We start from the raw sequence: 18211 nt of genomic DNA on the forward strand, positions 1-18211 counted from the left end.
TTATTGTAAGGCATTCTAGCGTAAAGAGGAATACGTTGAAAAATGTAAACTTGAAAAATATCATGCTTTTAAGATGTTAAAAGCTGCATTGTACATTAAAAAATGATTTTTACTATTTCTTTCAGTTCTCCTACATTTCGGCAGATATAATCAGGGTATCTTTTTACTAGCTTGTTTTAATCAGTTGTTCCCAAAAGGGCAGCAACTGATATTACTCCCACTCTATGATTATCTAATTTTCATCCATTTCTTTCATTAATTTTACTGTCTTTCCTGTTTTTATTATTTTTATTTTCATCAAAAAAATCAGGCTTCAAAATTTATATGTACGAATTATGTATGCCTAATTTCTTATATCAATTGCTATTTCAGATAATGTATCACTATTTTCTTCAACAGAATTCGAACTCTTATTCAATCTGATCATTTAATTTTAATTAAATCTATTTAAGTACTCTATGATCATTTTAAAACTCCAAGGAGTATCCCCAGACACATTTTGTACTTTCTCAATATTATGTATATGCCAGTTGCAATTAGCTTTTAGTTTTTCATTTTCCGGATAATCTGTTATCATTTTTTGAAGTTTTTCTTTTACCTTAATCTTATCTACTTGAATTAACTGTTGAATTGAACTGTTTAAGCTTGAAAAAAGACCAAATCCATCTTTATCTTCAAATCCTTCACCCAGACAGATTGCAAATAAATTCATAACATGATCAAGCAGAGAAATGTCATTGACTTCACGTATCGAATGAGTAATTTCAGGCACACTCATTGTGTCAGTATGTTTATCGGGTAATCCATTTCTCTCCTTTACAAGTTCAGTATAAACCTGTAAAGCATATTCAGAATTATGTATTATAAGCTCCTCTAAAAATAACATACGGGTCGTAGATTGCTGGTTTTTTTCAATTAGTATACTGATCAAATTTGTATTAACATTTTCTAACTTAATAGCAAGATATCGTAGCATGTCCTCATCTATATTAGCATCAATTAAATCATCTACATATTTCTCACCACTTAAAGTAATTAAATAATCTACTGCAGCATTCCGTAAATATCTACTATTTTCATCAGTACTTTTGAATAGATCAGTTGCCAAATTCACAGCATCTGGTAATTTATATTCTAAACAGTAGAGAATGTGTGTCTGTGACGCATGTGGATTTAGTGACTTTTTTCTGATGTTTTCAAGTATCTTTCTTCTTAATTTCAGTGGATCAGAAATTTTATCTGAAACAAACTTTAGTATTTCTGATTCACTACTAACAGATGATGATTCAAAAACATACCAAGGTAGCATAAGAAATTCCAATATTTTTTCATCATTACACGCAAAATCGTATCGTCTCATCAAAAATACAAGTTGTTCTGCATAGGATAGAATCGCATCACTTGTTGGAAGCCTTTCATCAAATGTTTCAAAATTTATTTCTTGAATCATTTTGTTGTAGTATTCTTCCAAAACGTTCTTTTGTGGTTCATCAAATAAGATACCTTTGTCATCTTTAAGCATTTTACAAATTTGGAAAATAGAAAAATTATCCCAATCAATTGAATTTACAAAATCCACCACTTTCCATTCTGCATTTCCGTTGTGATAAAGCGCTGTTACCAAATTATGCATATCTTCACGATCATTAGGCACTTTTGAAAATGAGTCTCCCAATAACTCTCCACAAGTAATTTCCGGATGCAAAAAATCTATTAACTCATTAATTAAAGATTCAAACTCAGTTTTATCAAGCAAACTGTCAAAATACTTTTGGTTGCCTATTTTATTGTTTTCTTCCCAATCAATACGAGGTTCTGTATAAATATCACAATTCTCTTTTTCTATCACAGCTCTGTTTAGAGATTCAAATATTGGTGAGCCTTGAGGCAATCGTCTTGCATACCATTTAACAATCTCGGCATCTACTTTGTTTGCAGAGTAATGCTCAACTAAAATCTTAGTCAAACTCTCATCCATTATTGTTTCAATTGCAAACAGCATGTCTATGTCTGGTAAATCAAGCTCTAGTATTTTATTAAATGCTTTTGCAAGATTGTTTGTCCCTATGAAATATTGCTTTAGAGCATTCGTTTTTTTGGAATAGTGTTTCTTAGAAGCAATAATAAAAATGCCGATAAGCGTATCAATATGGTGCTCATCTCTACCTCTCAATATAGTATGGATTTTCTCAATAAGTTCTGTGAATAATTCATCGCTTTTATAAAATCTATATGGGGCATCCATTTTACACAATAATTCCATAGCGGACAGTAAATTATTCAGGTTATAAAATGAACCAACTGCGTGCATAAGAGACTTTTCAGCACTGTAGCTTTCACAAAATTCACAGACATTGCTCAGCTTTTCTAAAATATAGTCGGCATACTCGTCCGATATATTATTGATTGCAAACAAATCACATACTGCCCCAGCAACCTCTACTCTATTATCATTTTTAATAAAAGGAAAAATGATAGATATATTTTTTGATAAATTAGATTTGCAAAGATTAGAAAGAGCTTTTATAGCACGAACTACTATATTTTCTGAAACATCAGCCGATAAATATTTTAAAATTTCTTCTAGTATCAAATCTTCTGAACAATAAAATGATGTGCAATAACACAAAATATGCAAAACACTCAAAACTTCATAGTACCTATCGCTTTGTTTCAATACAGACAGTATAAATTTTATGGTTTCTTCACTCTGAAAATATCGTGTTAATTTTTCAACGTTATAATACGTATAGACTGGAGTGCCTTTAGCAAAACAATCTTGAAGTATGGCTATAAATACATCGTTACGGTCTGCCAGTGTTAACCGATCTGATTCAATTTCACAAATAATATCTTTGGCATTTTGAATTAGCCATTCCTTTAACATGCTATCTTCCCTCATGCTCAAAAGAAAAGACGTAACATTCACCCACGAAGGGCGTAATTTCGTTTTTTCTTCATCATATGTTATGATATTTAACAATTCATCAAATGAAATTTCTTTCAACAAGTCTGCCACTAAAAACTCACGGAAAATATTGTGTTCAAATTCCCAAGATGTAGCATACTGAGCTTCTTGATACACGACTAAACCAGTTTTTCTTAGCTGCTCTCTTATATTTGTTTCCAAAATTCGAGTATACTTGAGATTTGCCAATGAATATTCGTGATGTGACTGCATAAAGAATGCTAGTTTTTTTAAAGCTAATAATATATTATATTCGTTTCCTAAGATGCTTTCTGAATACTTACACTGATATCGATCATCTGCGTTCTTGAACCTCGATAAAATCATATGAATAAGCAATTGATTGCGCTCTGGTAAAGAGCCTTTCTCTTTATATATATTGATTATGTCAAATAAATAAAAAGGAATTTTTGCCAGTGGCAAACAATTTTTCAATTTAAGTTCCTCCATAAAAATAGCAATATCATTAACTCCTTTTTCTGAAGCAATCCCTGTAACATCTTCATCTGTTAAGGGTAAAATTTTATACTCTACAAAATGTTCCAACTCAATCTTAAAGTTTGTTCTTGAAGAAATAATAATTTTAACTTCTACATCTCCATTTATAGCAGATCCGATATCTCTGATTAAATCAGCTACATTTTCACTTTTCATTTCGTCTAATCCGTCAATAATAAGAACAGGAGTTTTATTGTCGATGGTATTATGTTGTGCATAACCGACATACCTTTTTATAGTTTCATAGTTTGTATTTCTAAGGCTTATCCATATAGGAAAATAATCCTCATTATCTTGAAAACTCCAATAAATGCTTGTAAGTACAAATGATTTGCCAACACCAGCGTCGCCAAGCAATAGAATGCTATTATTATTTTTTAAGAGCGTTTCAATATTTACTCCTATCAGACCTGTAAATACGGAATCACGTTCATTAAATGAAGTTTTACTTGAGACTTTTTTATATCTTCTACTTAGGACTTTTTCAATTTTAGGGGGAATGTCAAATTTCCATTCATGTGATTTTAGTTCCTTTTTTTTAGGAAACATCAATTGCGCTAGAAAAGATGATACCGCAAAAACATATCTATAAGCGTAGTTAATTTTACTATCCGCTATATCAAGCAATAAAAACTCATTTCTTGTGCCTCTATCCTGTTTAAATAGAGCACCAACAGAATGAATGTCTGTATCATGTTCCAAAAAATCGGGAACATTAACATAGCCATGTTGATGTCCATAGAACACAAAATTGGCATGAGTTGAAATTAATTCTGCAGAATTTACAACAACCCGATCAGCCCCTTCTTGAGCACAGGGAGGATGGTGCATAAAAATAATGTTTTTGCAATTAGCTTTCATATTGCTTTTTAACTCTGTAATATTTATTTCTCCGTTGGCATCGTGTCTGCGAGCTAATACTGAATCAACAAAAACCATATTAAACCCTGAGAGAGTTTCAGAAAAAATAGAAATTTCATTTGTGAACTTGAAATCCGGATTTAAACTATGTCGCGCGTAAAACTCATCAAATTCACAGATTATGTTCCCATCCTTAATTTCGTGATTTCCCGGTATAAAATAAAACCGTGCATCATTGAATTCGCTTTTAAGCATATTAATAAACCTGCTTGCTTCTGCAAATTTCACTGTATTATTACCTTTACCACCACAGTCAATAATATCACCTAAAACGGCAATTGCAATGGTCTCATCATCTTTCATTTTAGCTTTCACTCTTTTAATCAGTTCACTGCCGATTTTGTCAATTACTTGCCAATCATTCTTCTCTCTAAAATGTAAATCAGATAATATTAGTAATTTCATTTTAATTCTCCTGCTAAATTTATGCGCTCGACTTTCATATAAACTTTTAAGAAGTAAGAACAAATTAATTTAATTGTAGTATCAGTACAAATATGTAGCTCTACATTACAAGTCTATTTTCTGTTAAACTAGTTTAATTTAATGAGTAATCATCTTTATTATACACCTTATGATTATTTCAAAATGTATAGTATAAAATTGAAAAGATTATACAAGTTAATAAAAATTTTGTAGAACTGAATGCAGCTCTACACTTTGCTACTTTTATCCTTCAATCAATGCAGTAAGCTCCTGCAGTACGCTCTCACTGTTTGATTTTGGCAGGTACAGAAGTGAGCCCTGAGTTTCTGAAAGGTATCATGCACATACAAATTGTTTGTTGTTTGTAAATGTAGAGTACAAATCTGCAATAGAGATTTGTTGTTTTTCAACCCTCTGTTAAAAATAAGCATAATCAATTAGACTTTCATTTCATTTCGTAAAAGGGTAGATCATAAATATTAGAGGAAGTTGGAAATAACAGTAATTATTTTCTCGCGTTATCCATTTGACAGCTCATGAGCATTTTCCGTACATTTAGATGCAATCAATTCCTCAACTGCGTGAATAAATCTTTCTGTATGCAACACTGCAATAGCTTTTTTCTTCATTTGATAATCTTGAATTTGTTCTTTTAATAAATCCCTTAGTTTAGAAAATCCTTTTAGACTTTTTTCAATCTCTATATATGGTGATTCAACATTACATTCCCACATATCTTTGAAATAGTTAACAAACAGCTTCTTTCCAGCATTATCATCTAGAGCAAATGCTTGCGCTGTTACTATTGCCATTTCTTCATCAAATATGTTAAACCTTTTATTTTGAGTAATCACGAAAGATGAAGATGCAAGCTCTTTCATTTTTTCAATGTAAAGTTTTCGATTCCTGAAAAACATCAATCTATCACTAAGCGCAAAATCAGAGATAAGCTTATATATACACCATTCTTCATTAGTAAAATGTTCCTTATTGTCATCTCCAATAACATGAAATAATATTTGGCCTTCTGGCAATGCCTCTTTAAGGCTCTCTATGCTCTTACCGACTCCTCCCTTAACTTTATCCCAATCTATCGCTACAGGAAAGGAGTATCCGTAGTATCTTGCCCAACTGCTATTCTCAATAAAAAGAACATAATCATCTAAAGTCAAGCTCCCCTTATATGCGCTATTGAGAAAATCTTCAAAACCCTTATCGATTATCTCTTCGTCAACATCCATTATCCGATTAGCTTTTATAATCTCACATGGCTTTTGTGCTTCTTTGCGTTTCTTTATGATTTCAATCTCGTGCGATATAGCATCCTCATTCCAAACACCATGAAGTATCCATTGTTTTACAGCACTAAACATATATTTATCTTGAAAAACTGGGTATAGCTTACGCACTTTTCCGTCAGAAAAAAGGGTACCGTAATAACCTTCTTTAGCAATATCTGCTTTATATGAAATCACATATGATGCAAAACTATAAAACCAGTCAGCAATATTTTCAAATTCATTACAACGCAATATACTATATACACGATAAAAATCACTTATTGCACATTTTAAACTTCTGATGTTATGAGGTCTTCTCTGCGGTTGCTCCCTTTCATTTCTAGTGGGCTTCTCGTCATAACCAAAAGCATTTCTATCTGGTGCAAATAATTCTAATAGTCCTTCTTCACACCTTTCCACGAATGCGTTATATTCACTGTCCTTATATTTAATATCTTTAATAACAGCATGTACTATTTTAGTGTAATCTGGCAAATATTGCACAGTTCTCTGAATGATTTTTTCCTTGATTTCTGTGTATGAAATCTCTCCATGTTCCATTTGAGTGGGCTTATCGATCGTCAAAGTGGCTTTTTTCTCATCCGGCTCGACTTTGCTATTTTTAGAAGAAACAAACTGTATTTCGGCAGTTATTTGAGTTGGTTCCTGTTTAGTTTTAATCTTTTCTTGATTTGCAACAATAATCGTGTGATACTTTTGATTTTCGCAATAATCATTAATAATGCCCAAAACATCTACACTACACATCCTGCAACGTTCTAAATCATCAAAAACGAGTATTACTGATTTGTCTTCCATTTTCTTGTTAATTGGAAAGAAAGAAGTCACATCTGTAGAAGCGATACCCCTTAACCATTCCGGAAGAAATTCTAATTTTGCAATGAGCTTTTTACCCTCACCGACTTTTTCAGCAACTTCATCAATACCCTTAACTTTGCAATATGCTACTATCCATGCATTCTTAACAGCATTATGTATTTCTTCAGGTGAAGATATGCCAAACAATGATACTCGTAGAACTACTGCTTCATCAGTAAGAGCATCTTTTAATTCATTCTCTATGAGATATGTTTTTCCACATCCCCATTCCCCTGTTAGTAGCAACGCACCTACAGGCTCGATTTCTCTGCAATAGTATAATAATTCATCTAATGTATTCATATTGTTATCTCACTTCCGAAAATTAATCATCGCGTTTTCCAATATTCAGTCAGTTCCTATTTAATCATTGGCAGTTCTCCGTTTTGATTTATAAATCACATTTATTCTACTATTAATTGCAAGTTAAGTCAATCGTTTACAATGTATCAAAAACAGTGGTTTTTGACACGTAAATAATTTCAATTTTCAATAGCTTGGTACTCTAAAGTGTACCAAATAATATTTTACAATCTATTGTTATAAGAAACGTTTGTGATACAATAACTTTAAAAAATAAATTGGTTTTTAAGTGATTGTATGATATGCTCGAGTAAGTTGTACAGAAAATCAAAATTGTATTCTAAGATTAGATGATACAAGAAAATCTTTTATATCATAAATTTGAAGAAAGGTAATAAAGTAAGTGGATTATATAAAAGTAATGCGAGAGTTAATTGGAGATAGACCTTTACTTCTCGTTGGGACAATTGTTATTGCATTTAAAGATGACATGATATTATTACAAAAAAGAGCAGATATTGGCGTATGGGGTTATCCAGGAGGTTATATGGAAATTGGTGAAACAACTGAAGAATCTGCAAAACGAGAGTTTAAAGAAGAAACAGGTTTAATTGCAAATGACATAAAGTTATATGGTGCTTTTGCTGGAGAAAATAGACATTATACTTATCCAAACGGCCACGAGGTATATTGTACTGATATTGTGTATACTTGCTTCGATTTTTCCCAGTCAGATAATGCACATGATGATGAAGTAACTGAAGTTAAATGGTTCCCATTAAACAACCTACCAAAAAACATAGCTTCTTCACAAAAAGATATAATTGAGAAGTTTATATTAGAATATCGTAAGTAAAATATATGATTCAATTTTTTTGGTTTAAAGTCTACAAAAAATTACGGAATTAGCCCACTATAAGATATGAGATATTGATTGGTAAAAACACAAGCAAGATATTTAGTAAGTGAACAGATGAAGTTTCCGATTTTATATTTATATCTAAAATCACTTAAGAGGTATCATATAAATGAATCCCTTAAGTGACTTTTTGCCAAAAAACTATGATACTACTTTAAATTTTATGTATGAATTTACTTGCGATTTGTAGTGATTTTTATAAGTTTTCCCTCAAAACTAAACCAGTTCGTACATGATACGGCACCTCTTTTTTCTGCTTTATATGTTTATTGCCTTATTTAAGTATGCAGCAAATATATTACCACTTGAATAAAAGTTTTTTTCCTTAAGTAGACTTACATCTTCATGATTTATTGTTACTTCTACATTGCTTAATACATATTTTAAATGGTCAGGATATTTTTGAGATAGACTATCATAGTTTTCCATAACAAACTCAGCTAAACCCACTATATCCTTTAAATCAAAATCTCCATCTTTGAATTTTTTGATTAAATCTATAGCGAAATCTTCTTTTTTTATGCAATACATATTGCCAGCAAAATAGTCACCAATTTTTCCTTGCCACTGATTTAATTTATTAATGTCAGAGATCCATAGATCGCTTCTTAATACACTTAAAGGAACTTGCATTAATAAATTAAACTCTTCACTTGTTAATTCTGGTATTCCATATTTAATATCATCTAATAAACTTGAAATGGTATTAATATCGTATTCACCAGAGATAAAAGTTTTACTGTATTCATTAAAAGTTCTTTGTAAATCAATATTCATAGTATTCTCCCTTTTATATTATTCTTATATAAATATATTTACATAACAGCTTGTTTATGTATAAGGAGTGATAATTTTAAAAATTAGTCTCAAGATTTAAGCATTTTATAACATAAAATATACTATGAAAATATGTAAAATCTCAATGAGAAAACGTTTAAAACTTCAACGTTTTACATTGAAATGGTTTAATTGTGTTGGAATAAGTAACCGAAACTTATAAGTATTGATAACCTAATTGTTTATAATAATTTTAACAAAATTCCAGTGTCATATCTTGTAGTCATATTGTTACTTTTTCAAGTTTAATGGCCTAAGAAATGGTTATATTCTTTAACACGTCTATAAAATGTACTTTTTTTCATTTCTAACATTTCAATAGCTTTAACTGCAGTTAATTTTCCCTTTTTCCAATCATTATAAACATTTTTAAAGTTTTCATTGACTATCTTTTTCCTACCTTTATACAATCCCTTACTTTTTGCTATTGCAATACCTTCTGCTTGACGTGCTTTTATTTTAATGCGTTCTTTTTCTGCCATATATGCAAGTAGTTCAAATACTATATTTGCAATTAGTTTCTTTTCTAGATCTGATTTATTTTTTGTATTTAATATTGGTGTGTCTAATACAGCAATATCAATTCCGTTAGATTGGATTTCCTGCCATTCATTTTTTATCATATCCATATTTCTTCCTAAGCGATCCAATTCTTTAATAACTAAGGTGTCACCATCCCTGAGCAAACTATTTTTCAAGGTCAAATATCCGTTTCGATTAAAGTCTTTACCGCTAACTTTATCTTCAATAATATCTCTTTCATCAACTCCATATTCCAATAATGCTTGTTTTTGTCTATCGGTATTTTGTTCTTTACTGCTGACCCTTATGTAACCATATATTTTATTTGACATTATTTCTTCCCCTTTACGTAATTTATACTAAAATAATAACATTTATGTTCCAATAGAATCAAGAGGGGTTGTGATACGTTCCATAGTTGCTTTTTGTAGTTATATGGGACGGTTTAAATGTAATTTTTGATGTGCCATTGAGGTATACTCTAGTGACATATATTAATATTGCTTTTTTAAGAAGAGTTGTAACTAATTTATATGTTTGTTTAATAGTAATGATAAATCCTTATATAAAGAACTTTTCAATAGCTTGTCTGACCATTTGCATTAACAAGAAGCATATCTTTCATAAATCAACAGTTATAATATAATAGATTATAAAGACATATGGAAATTCTTGTAATAGTATGTTATGATAATTTTGTTTCAAAATTATGCTCACCAGTATAAGTCAAATCTTAACAATAAAAAAATATAAAGGTGCAAAAGACTATGAAAAAAAAACAAAATATAAGCAAAAAGTATAGAAATTGGTTTGACTTTATTTTTCCTTCAAGGAAGATAAATATTATGATTGCAAGTCTATTACTTTTTATAATTACTTTATTAGTTATTTTATTTCTTTTTAATTATAATGAGGATTTTCCAATTTTTACTGCAGAATTACTAAAAAGCCTATCTGAATTTTCCATGACTGTAATATTTGCTATTATAGCTTTAGGAATTAGCGTTTTTCAATCAGATAATCAGTTGATTGGAGGAGATAATAATGAAAATAGACAAGAGTTATTTATAAGATATATTTTCTCTATATTTCCTACTATAGTAATGGTAATTTTAGGGTTTATTGTTGCCATATTATTTGAACAGAGCAATTTTTTAATTCATATTTATTCTATTATAATGATTCTTATGATGGTAAAAACAATTACTGGAATAATGAAGTACTTTATATCTTTTATGAATATTAAGATTAGCATATATCCAAATCTTAGTAATACCGAACAAATTAGCAACGTATTAAAATGCAAAAACATGTGTCATATCTTATAATCAAAAGCTTTTTGAATAAATAATAATCGCCTACAAACAGAGTATGGCATAATGATATAGATATTAATAGTATATTTTTGAAAGTTCGATAGGAGATATAAATATGAAATGGGAACATGAATTTGCAACAGCACTTTTTAATAATGCGGTTATTTTTTTAAATGAAGCTGTTGGTTTTATAAACTTAGGTTTAAATGAAAGAAGAAATATTGTATTATCTATTGTAAATATACAAATTGCTATAGAGTTAGCGTTAAAATCATCCATTGTTAATTATTATGGAGTTAGAACAGTGTTAATGGACCCACAGAGTAGAATGACGGATGAAGAAATTGAAAAGTTGTTTAGAGAAAATAGGTTGAAATTAAAAGAGTATAATATGCTAAAAAATTTCACTAAGACAAAAGATGCTAATATTGAAGTGTATAATTTTGAAAAAACACAATATAAGCATATGGAACAATTTCAGAAATATAGAAATCAAATCTTACATTCTTCATATATTTTTTCTGATGAGGAGATTAAAAAGATAGAGCAAGATATAATATATGTTTTAATACATATTATGGGTATTTTGATGAGTGATAGTACGGATTATGAATATAAACATTTTATGCAAGAATATCTTAATGGTCGAGAATATTCTAAACTTCTTCATAATCCTATATATAACCGAGAGTTATATGAGTTCTTAGAGAATGAATATGATAAACTTTATACATGCCCATATTGTAGTACCAGAACAGTAACGCCATATAAATATTGTGCACGATGCTTAACCAATTTTGATGTTTCAAAAGATATTTTTGCTTTTGTTAAATGTGGGTGGTGTGGAGAAGAAATGGTAATATGTGATTCTGGTAATATTGAGTATAATAATAACATGATTAAAGGACTATGCTTGAATTGTGGTGAGGATACCATAGTTTATAAATGCCATAAATGTCATGACTTTGTAAATGTTGAATTGTTTGATAAATCAGACTGTTGCGAGAATTATTGTAAAAGGGATACACTATAATAAATAAAAATATATGTTTAAAAGGTTTCTATAGAATTACTAATATTTGGCGGTCATCTGCATAAAGTTATATGGTTCTTTTGAAACTGCCACGGTGTATATTGTACCGATATTTTGTATACTTGCTTCGATTTTTCACAGCAGATAATGAACATGATGATGAAGTAACTGGAATTTAAATGGTTTCCGTTTAAAGCTTCTTCATAAAAAGATATAGTTGAGAAATTATATAAGAATATAGTAAGTAAAAAGTATGATTCAAGATTTTTATAAGTAGTTTAGGGAATACAAAAAATGAATGGAATTTGGACAAAGTAAAAGAAAAAGGGCAGAACCTACACAATAGTGTATGTCTGCTCTTAATTTTTTATATATTAAAATTAACTTTGTAAAAATACTACAAAAGACTCGCTGATTGGCCAGAGTCTTATATGTTAATTAACTATATTTCGCAACTTTCCCAATCTCATGTGCTTCTTTATGTTTTGAGCGAGTAGCTTTACCTCCCAAGTGATAGGATGTAATATGTAATTAACACTTCTTTTTAATTTCAATGTTTTTGGGTCATAACTTCTTTATATAATAACTACATTTTACTTTCTTTTATAATAAAAAATGTCCCAAAAATTTCCTAGATTATTATACTGCTATTATATTCTCTGCATAATATTGTTAAGTTAGACAAGAACTTTTTTGCTTGGTATAATATTGGTGAAATTATGTATTTTAGCTCGTCAAATATGTAGTTAGTTTCTGAATTCTTGTCTTAACATTTACTCCTTTTTTGATGCACAGCTGAATGGGGTAAAGAAATACTTGAAAGTACTGTTAATTATGTAGCAGATTTTATTTTAAAGTTTGAGAAAGTAAAGCTATAAACATAAAGGTTTAACAAACAATATTTTACTTTTTTAATATACATTCCCTCTAATAAAAAGAAAAAGGCAATTTCATTAAATTGGCTTTTTTCTTTTGAAATTTATTTATAAATTATATTCGAATCTTTCTAAAATATCACAAATATATTGCATATGCTTTTCATTATATCTTTGATCGCAAGAAATCGATAAAACATTATTATATATGTAATTAGCATTTGGGAATGATTCTAAATTTACTGAATCATTTATAGGCCAATAAATCGTACTAATGATTTTATTACTTGTTAAATAGTTTTGTAAATCTAATCTTTTGTTTGAATAAATTGTAAGGTGACTTGGAACAGAATCATCATCAAGATCAGGAAATACTAATGTGAAATTTGAATTTTCTTTGAGATGATCAATGAGATATTGATAATTAGCCCTTCTTCTTTCAACCAAAGCTTGTACATTAAAATGTTCTGCAACTTTTATGGAGTCTTCATCACTTTTATATATGTTAAATACTTTTCGTAAATTCATTTCAGCATTCCAGAATATTTTTGTTGCTTCTTGTAAATTATCGGAATCTGAATGCTCTAAATATTCTTTTTTCATGCTCATGGCTAAATTTCTGGCAGCAATATGATTTTTATCAGAATCTAATAGGCCAAAGGTAAATTTTCCATGTGTTTTAATTGCAAATCCGCCTGATGCGATACCTATCCATTTTCGCAAACTTCCGACTATATAATCACAATTGGGGTCAATGCCATTTCTTGAGAACATGGAATGAGTTGTATCTTCTATCACTGAAACACCGTTTTCTGAACATAGTTTAATAAAATCCCTGTCATAATAACAAAATCCAAAATATCCACATATTAAAATTACACTGATTTTTGTAATCAATTCATTGTTGAAAATTGGTTTCATATTTTTATCTATATCATAAAACACCAGTTCATAACCAGATTTCACAAAAGGGGCTATTACGGTTTCGCAAGTATATGCCGGTAAATACGCTATTCTTTTTTTATCCTTTATTTTAAGATCCTCTAATGCATAGTATATTCCGCAACGACCGGACATTAAATATGCCATATCACCATCAATAGGGCACATGCTTTTTAAAAAGTTATTTTTATTTTCATTTAGTTCCTCATTACAAAAAAAACCACCAATCTCATTCATATGGGCCTCCAGTTGCCGCTACCGATGACGGCACGTGTTATAAATGGTGTGCGGGTGTCACCACTTTTTTATATTTATTATAATACACCTTATTTGTTAATACAATTGATATACGTTCAGCAAATACATACTTGGGCATATTTGACTACAGCTTCTATTCTTCCTTTGCTTTCTGAATCAGAACCTCTACAAAGATAAATGTGAAGTCTCCTATGCACCAGCAAGCATGTCCACCTTTCCAGTTTGGGTTTATTTGATATGCAAGAGTCTACCAATCGATTATAGCGCAAATAGCACCTTCTTATTCATGTTTAATGCAACTCTATTAAGAACAGGTGTGTTTCCACCATGACCATTTAAAAATATAATTCTTCTTGCACCATAATTAAATAATTACTATGTTATTTTTGTCATTATTAAAAACAAACCTTCATTCCCTATAAAAAATGTTCCAGGAAAATTCATATGATGGTCAACCATGCCAAAGGGCATAACCAGAATGCTTAAAATATCCACTTTTCTTTCCAGCAATTCTACAATTTTATTAGGTATTATGAAATCTGTTCCCAAGCCAAGATGTGAACCATAATTTTCCACACTCCCAAGAGGTACTATAAAAATATCTTTTTCAAAATATTATTGTATCTGCATCTATGAATGATGTTCTAACCTCATGGCTTTTCTCCCTTTGAATCATTATAAAATTATAATTATATAATTATATTTGAAAATTAAAATTTATTTAACACATCTACGTCTAAACTTTTTATAATCTCACAAGCCAAAGCCACTCCGTTAGCATAATCTTCATATGAAGATATGCCGAAATGAGTGTGAGCATATCGAACCGGTATTCCTATAACAATTGTTGGTACCCCCTTATTTGATAAATGAATTGCAGCTCCATTTGTAGAACCGGATTTTCTTACAGATTCTTGAGCCGGTATATTATTCTTTTTACATAAATCTAAAGCAAAACGTTGAAATCGAGGATTAGTTATCATTTTTGAATCTATATGTCTCAACATGGGTCCTTTTTTTATTGCAGTTTGTATTTCATACTCAGAAACAACAGTATCATCAGCTGGGCAGCCTTCAAATACTATTGCTATATCAGGTCTAACTGTATTTGCTGTCAATGTGGCGCCCCTAACACCTACTTCCTCTTGCGAAGCAGTAGCACCTACTATATCAACATTCAATTCGACATTTTCAAGCTCCTTAAGCGTACTAATAATTGAAGCACACCCTAACCTGCAGTCAAAACTTTTTCCTATCATTAAATCATGCTCATCATTATACTCAAAAGATACTGCCGGGCAAATAGGTTCACCAATTCTAACTTTAAATTTATCGGTAGCCTCCTCTTTTGACGTAGCACCAACATCAACTGTGATATCATAAATATCCAATGGATTCCTTCGTTCTTTTTCTGTCATAAAATGAGGTGGTTTGCTTGAAGTAATACCTAATATATATTCGCCTTCAGAATTTCTAACCCAAACTTTGTGAGCAGGTATATTGCTGTTTATCCACCCACCTATAGGTATTATTTGCAATGTTCCATTTGGTCTAATTGCTTGTACCATAAATCCAACTTCGTCACTATGAGCGTCCAATTGAACTATCGGCCTGTTTCCTTTATTTCCTTTCCTATATACATACAAGTTCCTAAGAGTATCTTCTTTTATTGTACCTAAATCACTTGAATATTTACGCAATTCATTTACCACTAAATCTTCAAAGCCCGAGGTTCCATTTGCATTAGATATATCAGCAATCATTTTTAATGTATTTTTTTTATCCATGTTATTCACCAATTCTATAGTTTTACTAATTTTAATTCTTCTATTAAATCTACTATATAGTTAGCAGTTGTCTGAAGCATTTCTTTACCCCATTCCACTGTTGCGGTATTAGGATGGTCAGGACCAATCCAACCATTTTCAGTAACATTCGGTGTATTCCTTAGCACTTCAAACTCTACTCCTTTAAAACGAATTGTTCTAAACCCGGTTGCTACTAAGTTGTCACTAATATTTTTTAACTCTAATGGTCCGCCTATTTCTTCTTCATCTACTAAAGATGGATCAACACCCATTACACCAGCAGTTTCTTCTCCACCTCCGTGTCCACCTTTCCATTTTGGGTTCATGTCCCATGCCATGAGCCACCAATTAAGCATCACGACCATAGCACCTTTCTTTTCAAATGATAATCCAATTCTTTCTATAACTTTTATATTTCCTCCATGCCCATTTAATATTAAGAGCTTTCTCGCACCATGCCTATATAAATTGTCTATAACTGAATATAAAAATTGATACAATACCTCATTATCAATATTAATTGTTCCAGGGTAATCCTCCAACGATTGGCAAGCACCATATGGGATAGTAGGCGCAATTAATACATCACTTTTTTCCTCAATAAGTTCTAATATTTTATCTGGTATTAATGTATCTGTACCTAAAGGTAAATGTCTGCCATGGCATTCAATGCTTCCGATTGCTATTATAACCATATCATTTTCATCAAAATATTTTTTTGCTTTAGGCCATGTTAAATTTGATAATCTCAATCATTCATCCTCCTTCTTGTTTTAACAGTACAATCCTACTACATAAAGTAGGATTGTACTTAGAATTATTTTGCTACTTTTACGTTTGTTAACTTGTGATATCCTATAGGATCCATCACAAACCCTTCAACTTTAGCACTAGCACCTGCAGTTATTGTTGAATAATATATAGGTGCATTATTATTGATTTCTTTAAGTAAAATTGATAAGTCTTCATAAGCTTTCAATCTAACACTTTCATCTGTACTAGTTCTTGCTTTCTCAATCAATTTATCAACTTCAGGATCATTCAAAAATGACCTGTTACCAGCAGCACCTTTTTGTGAAGAATGCTCTAAAGAATAGTATGTGTAATCAGCATCAGTCGTTGAAGTAACCCATCCAAAGTATCCCATATCATGTTTTCCTGCAGAAGAATCAGCAATAAATTTACCAAATTCAAGAACCTCAACCTTTGCTTTGATGCCAACTTCCTGTAACATTGCTTGAATAGCCTGGCATACTTCTATACGTATCTGATTATCATTTACCCAGATACTTGTTTCGAAGCCATTAGCATATCCAGCTTCAGCTAACAATTGTTTTGCTTTTTCAGGATTATATTCATATTTACCAGGGCTAAAATAACCGTATACTGCTGGAGCAATTATGGCATCTGCTGCTTCACCTGAACCTGAAGCAATTGTGTCAATTATTAAATCCCTATCAATAGCTATGTTTATGGCCTCTCTAACTTTCTCATTATCAAATGGCTTCTTATTTGTGTTCATAGAAATATAGTAACATGTTAATGATGGAGCTTCAAATAATGTTAAATCCGGGTTGTTTCTAATTTTAGCCAAGTCATTAGGTATTATATCATACGCCAAATCAATTTCACCAGTTTCCAATGCTATTGTTCTTTGTGCAGCTTCAGGTATAACTTTCATAACTAATTTATTAGTTGCCGGCGCCCCAGCATAGTAATCATTAAAAGCTTCAAGTGTTGCAGAATCCCCTTGTTTCCATTCTACAAATTTGTATGGGCCTGAGCCAATTGGGTTTTTAATAAAGGCATCCACATCTTTTTCTACTATTGCTTTAGGAATTATAGCAGAAAATGGTACCGATAGATTTCTTAATGCAGGGGCATATGGCGCATCCAATTTTACCTCAACAGTATAATTATCAATAACTGTAACCGTATCAATAAAGTCTACAATATAAGAAACTGCAGCAGAAGCAATTGCCCTGTCAAGGGAAAATTTTACATCATCAGCTGTAAGTTCAGAACCATCATGGAACTTTATACCCTTTCTTATATGAAAAACATAAGTTGTATCATTAGGTTGATCCCAACTTTCAGCAATTTGAGGTTCCAATTCACCTGTTTTCGCATTTACCACTGTTAGTGTGTCAAATATTTGATCTGTTACTTGTACCGCTGTTGTTTCTTTACCTTGGTGAGGGTCTAAAGATGTTATGTCAGCTCCTTGTGCCCAAACCAATGTATCTTTGTACTGCTTTTCTGTGTTTTGCTGTCCATTGTCGCTTTGTTGTTCGTCATTGTTTGCCGGAGTATTATCCGCATTCTGAGAGCAAGCCACTATCATAACCAACATAGCAACAATCATTGCAAATAATGCGAGTTTTTTTAATTGTCTTTTCATATACTTCTCCTTGTCGTAATTTTTA

General features: G+C 30.8%; 12 protein-coding genes. 3 read left to right on the forward strand and 9 right to left on the reverse strand.

Annotated elements, in window-relative coordinates:
- Positions 1–433 precede the first annotated feature (433 nt).
- Positions 434–4792: a metallophosphoesterase gene (locus LY60_RS14510; RefSeq protein ID WP_145085424.1), complete on the reverse strand. Its 4359-nt coding sequence runs from the start codon at positions 4790–4792 to the stop codon at positions 434–436.
- A gap of 539 nt (positions 4793–5331) precedes the next feature.
- Positions 5332–7275 (reverse strand): P-loop NTPase fold protein, encoded by a 1944-nt coding sequence (locus LY60_RS14515; RefSeq protein WP_145085428.1) that lies wholly within the window; start codon positions 7273–7275, stop codon positions 5332–5334.
- Positions 7276–7678: 403 nt separating this feature from the next.
- Between LY60_RS14515 and LY60_RS14520 the strand changes: the two genes are divergently transcribed.
- Complete coding sequence (locus tag LY60_RS14520; protein WP_145085431.1) at positions 7679–8131, forward strand: NUDIX hydrolase; 453 nt, start codon at positions 7679–7681, stop codon at positions 8129–8131.
- Positions 8132–8452: 321 nt separating this feature from the next.
- On the opposite strand, the gene LY60_RS14525 is transcribed toward LY60_RS14520, so the two are convergent.
- Positions 8453–8971 (reverse strand): hypothetical protein, encoded by a 519-nt coding sequence (locus LY60_RS14525; RefSeq protein WP_145085434.1) that lies wholly within the window; start codon positions 8969–8971, stop codon positions 8453–8455.
- Positions 8972–9276: 305 nt separating this feature from the next.
- Positions 9277–9885, reverse strand: a complete 609-nt coding sequence (locus LY60_RS14530) for a recombinase family protein (protein WP_145085437.1) — start codon at positions 9883–9885, stop codon at positions 9277–9279.
- 435 nt (positions 9886–10320) lie between these two features.
- On the opposite strand from LY60_RS14530, the gene LY60_RS14535 reads away from it, so the two are divergent.
- Together LY60_RS14535 and LY60_RS14540 are read left to right on the forward strand one after the other, a co-directional pair.
- The gene (locus tag LY60_RS14535) at positions 10321–10881 is read left to right on the forward strand and encodes a hypothetical protein (RefSeq protein ID WP_145085440.1); all 561 of its coding nucleotides are present in this window, start codon (positions 10321–10323) and stop codon (positions 10879–10881) included.
- Positions 10882–10984: 103 nt separating this feature from the next.
- The gene (locus LY60_RS14540; RefSeq protein WP_145085443.1) at positions 10985–11902 is read left to right on the forward strand and encodes a hypothetical protein; all 918 of its coding nucleotides are present in this window, start codon (positions 10985–10987) and stop codon (positions 11900–11902) included.
- A gap of 983 nt (positions 11903–12885) precedes the next feature.
- Here the strand turns inward: LY60_RS14540 and LY60_RS14545 are convergent.
- The 5 genes from LY60_RS14545 to LY60_RS14565 all read right to left on the reverse strand — a co-directional run bounded on the left by LY60_RS14545 (position 12886) and on the right by LY60_RS14565 (position 18186).
- Complete coding sequence (locus LY60_RS14545) at positions 12886–13956, reverse strand: DegT/DnrJ/EryC1/StrS family aminotransferase (protein ID WP_145085446.1); 1071 nt, start codon at positions 13954–13956, stop codon at positions 12886–12888.
- 396 nt (positions 13957–14352) lie between these two features.
- The gene (locus LY60_RS14550) at positions 14353–14577 is read right to left on the reverse strand and encodes a creatininase family protein (RefSeq protein ID WP_145085449.1); all 225 of its coding nucleotides are present in this window, start codon (positions 14575–14577) and stop codon (positions 14353–14355) included.
- Positions 14578–14687: 110 nt separating this feature from the next.
- Positions 14688–15764 carry a M42 family metallopeptidase gene (locus tag LY60_RS14555; RefSeq protein ID WP_145085451.1) on the reverse strand — a complete coding sequence of 359 codons (1077 nt, stop codon included), beginning with the start codon at positions 15762–15764 and terminating at the stop codon, positions 14688–14690.
- A 14-nt stretch (positions 15765–15778) separates the two neighbouring features.
- Positions 15779–16537: a creatininase family protein gene (locus tag LY60_RS14560; RefSeq protein ID WP_019229804.1), complete on the reverse strand. Its 759-nt coding sequence runs from the start codon at positions 16535–16537 to the stop codon at positions 15779–15781.
- Between the two features lie 65 nt (positions 16538–16602).
- Positions 16603–18186: an ABC transporter substrate-binding protein gene (locus LY60_RS14565; RefSeq protein ID WP_212633494.1), complete on the reverse strand. Its 1584-nt coding sequence runs from the start codon at positions 18184–18186 to the stop codon at positions 16603–16605.
- Positions 18187–18211 lie beyond the last annotated feature (25 nt).

It is taken from the genome of Sedimentibacter saalensis, assembly GCF_007830175.1.
Classification (GTDB): domain Bacteria; phylum Bacillota; class Clostridia; order Tissierellales; family Sedimentibacteraceae; genus Sedimentibacter; species Sedimentibacter saalensis.

Bases quoted from the DNA above. Each gene is read 5' to 3' on its own strand.
- LY60_RS14530 (WP_145085437.1), bottom strand. From the start codon at position 9,885: ATGTCAAATAAAATATATGGTTACATAAGGGTCAGCAGTAAAGAACAA.
- LY60_RS14515 (WP_145085428.1), bottom strand. From the start codon at position 7,275: ATGAATACATTAGATGAATTATTATACTATTGCAGAGAAATCGAGCCT.
- LY60_RS14510 (WP_145085424.1), bottom strand. From the start codon at position 4,792: ATGAAATTACTAATATTATCTGATTTACATTTTAGAGAGAAGAATGAT.
- LY60_RS14565 (WP_212633494.1), bottom strand. From the start codon at position 18,186: ATGAAAAGACAATTAAAAAAACTCGCATTATTTGCAATGATTGTTGCT.
- LY60_RS14540 (WP_145085443.1), top strand. From the start codon at position 10,985: ATGAAATGGGAACATGAATTTGCAACAGCACTTTTTAATAATGCGGTT.
- LY60_RS14535 (WP_145085440.1), top strand. From the start codon at position 10,321: ATGAAAAAAAAACAAAATATAAGCAAAAAGTATAGAAATTGGTTTGAC.
- LY60_RS14555 (WP_145085451.1), bottom strand. From the start codon at position 15,764: ATGGATAAAAAAAATACATTAAAAATGATTGCTGATATATCTAATGCA.
- LY60_RS14525 (WP_145085434.1), bottom strand. From the start codon at position 8,971: ATGAATATTGATTTACAAAGAACTTTTAATGAATACAGTAAAACTTTT.
- LY60_RS14545 (WP_145085446.1), bottom strand. From the start codon at position 13,956: ATGAATGAGATTGGTGGTTTTTTTTGTAATGAGGAACTAAATGAAAAT.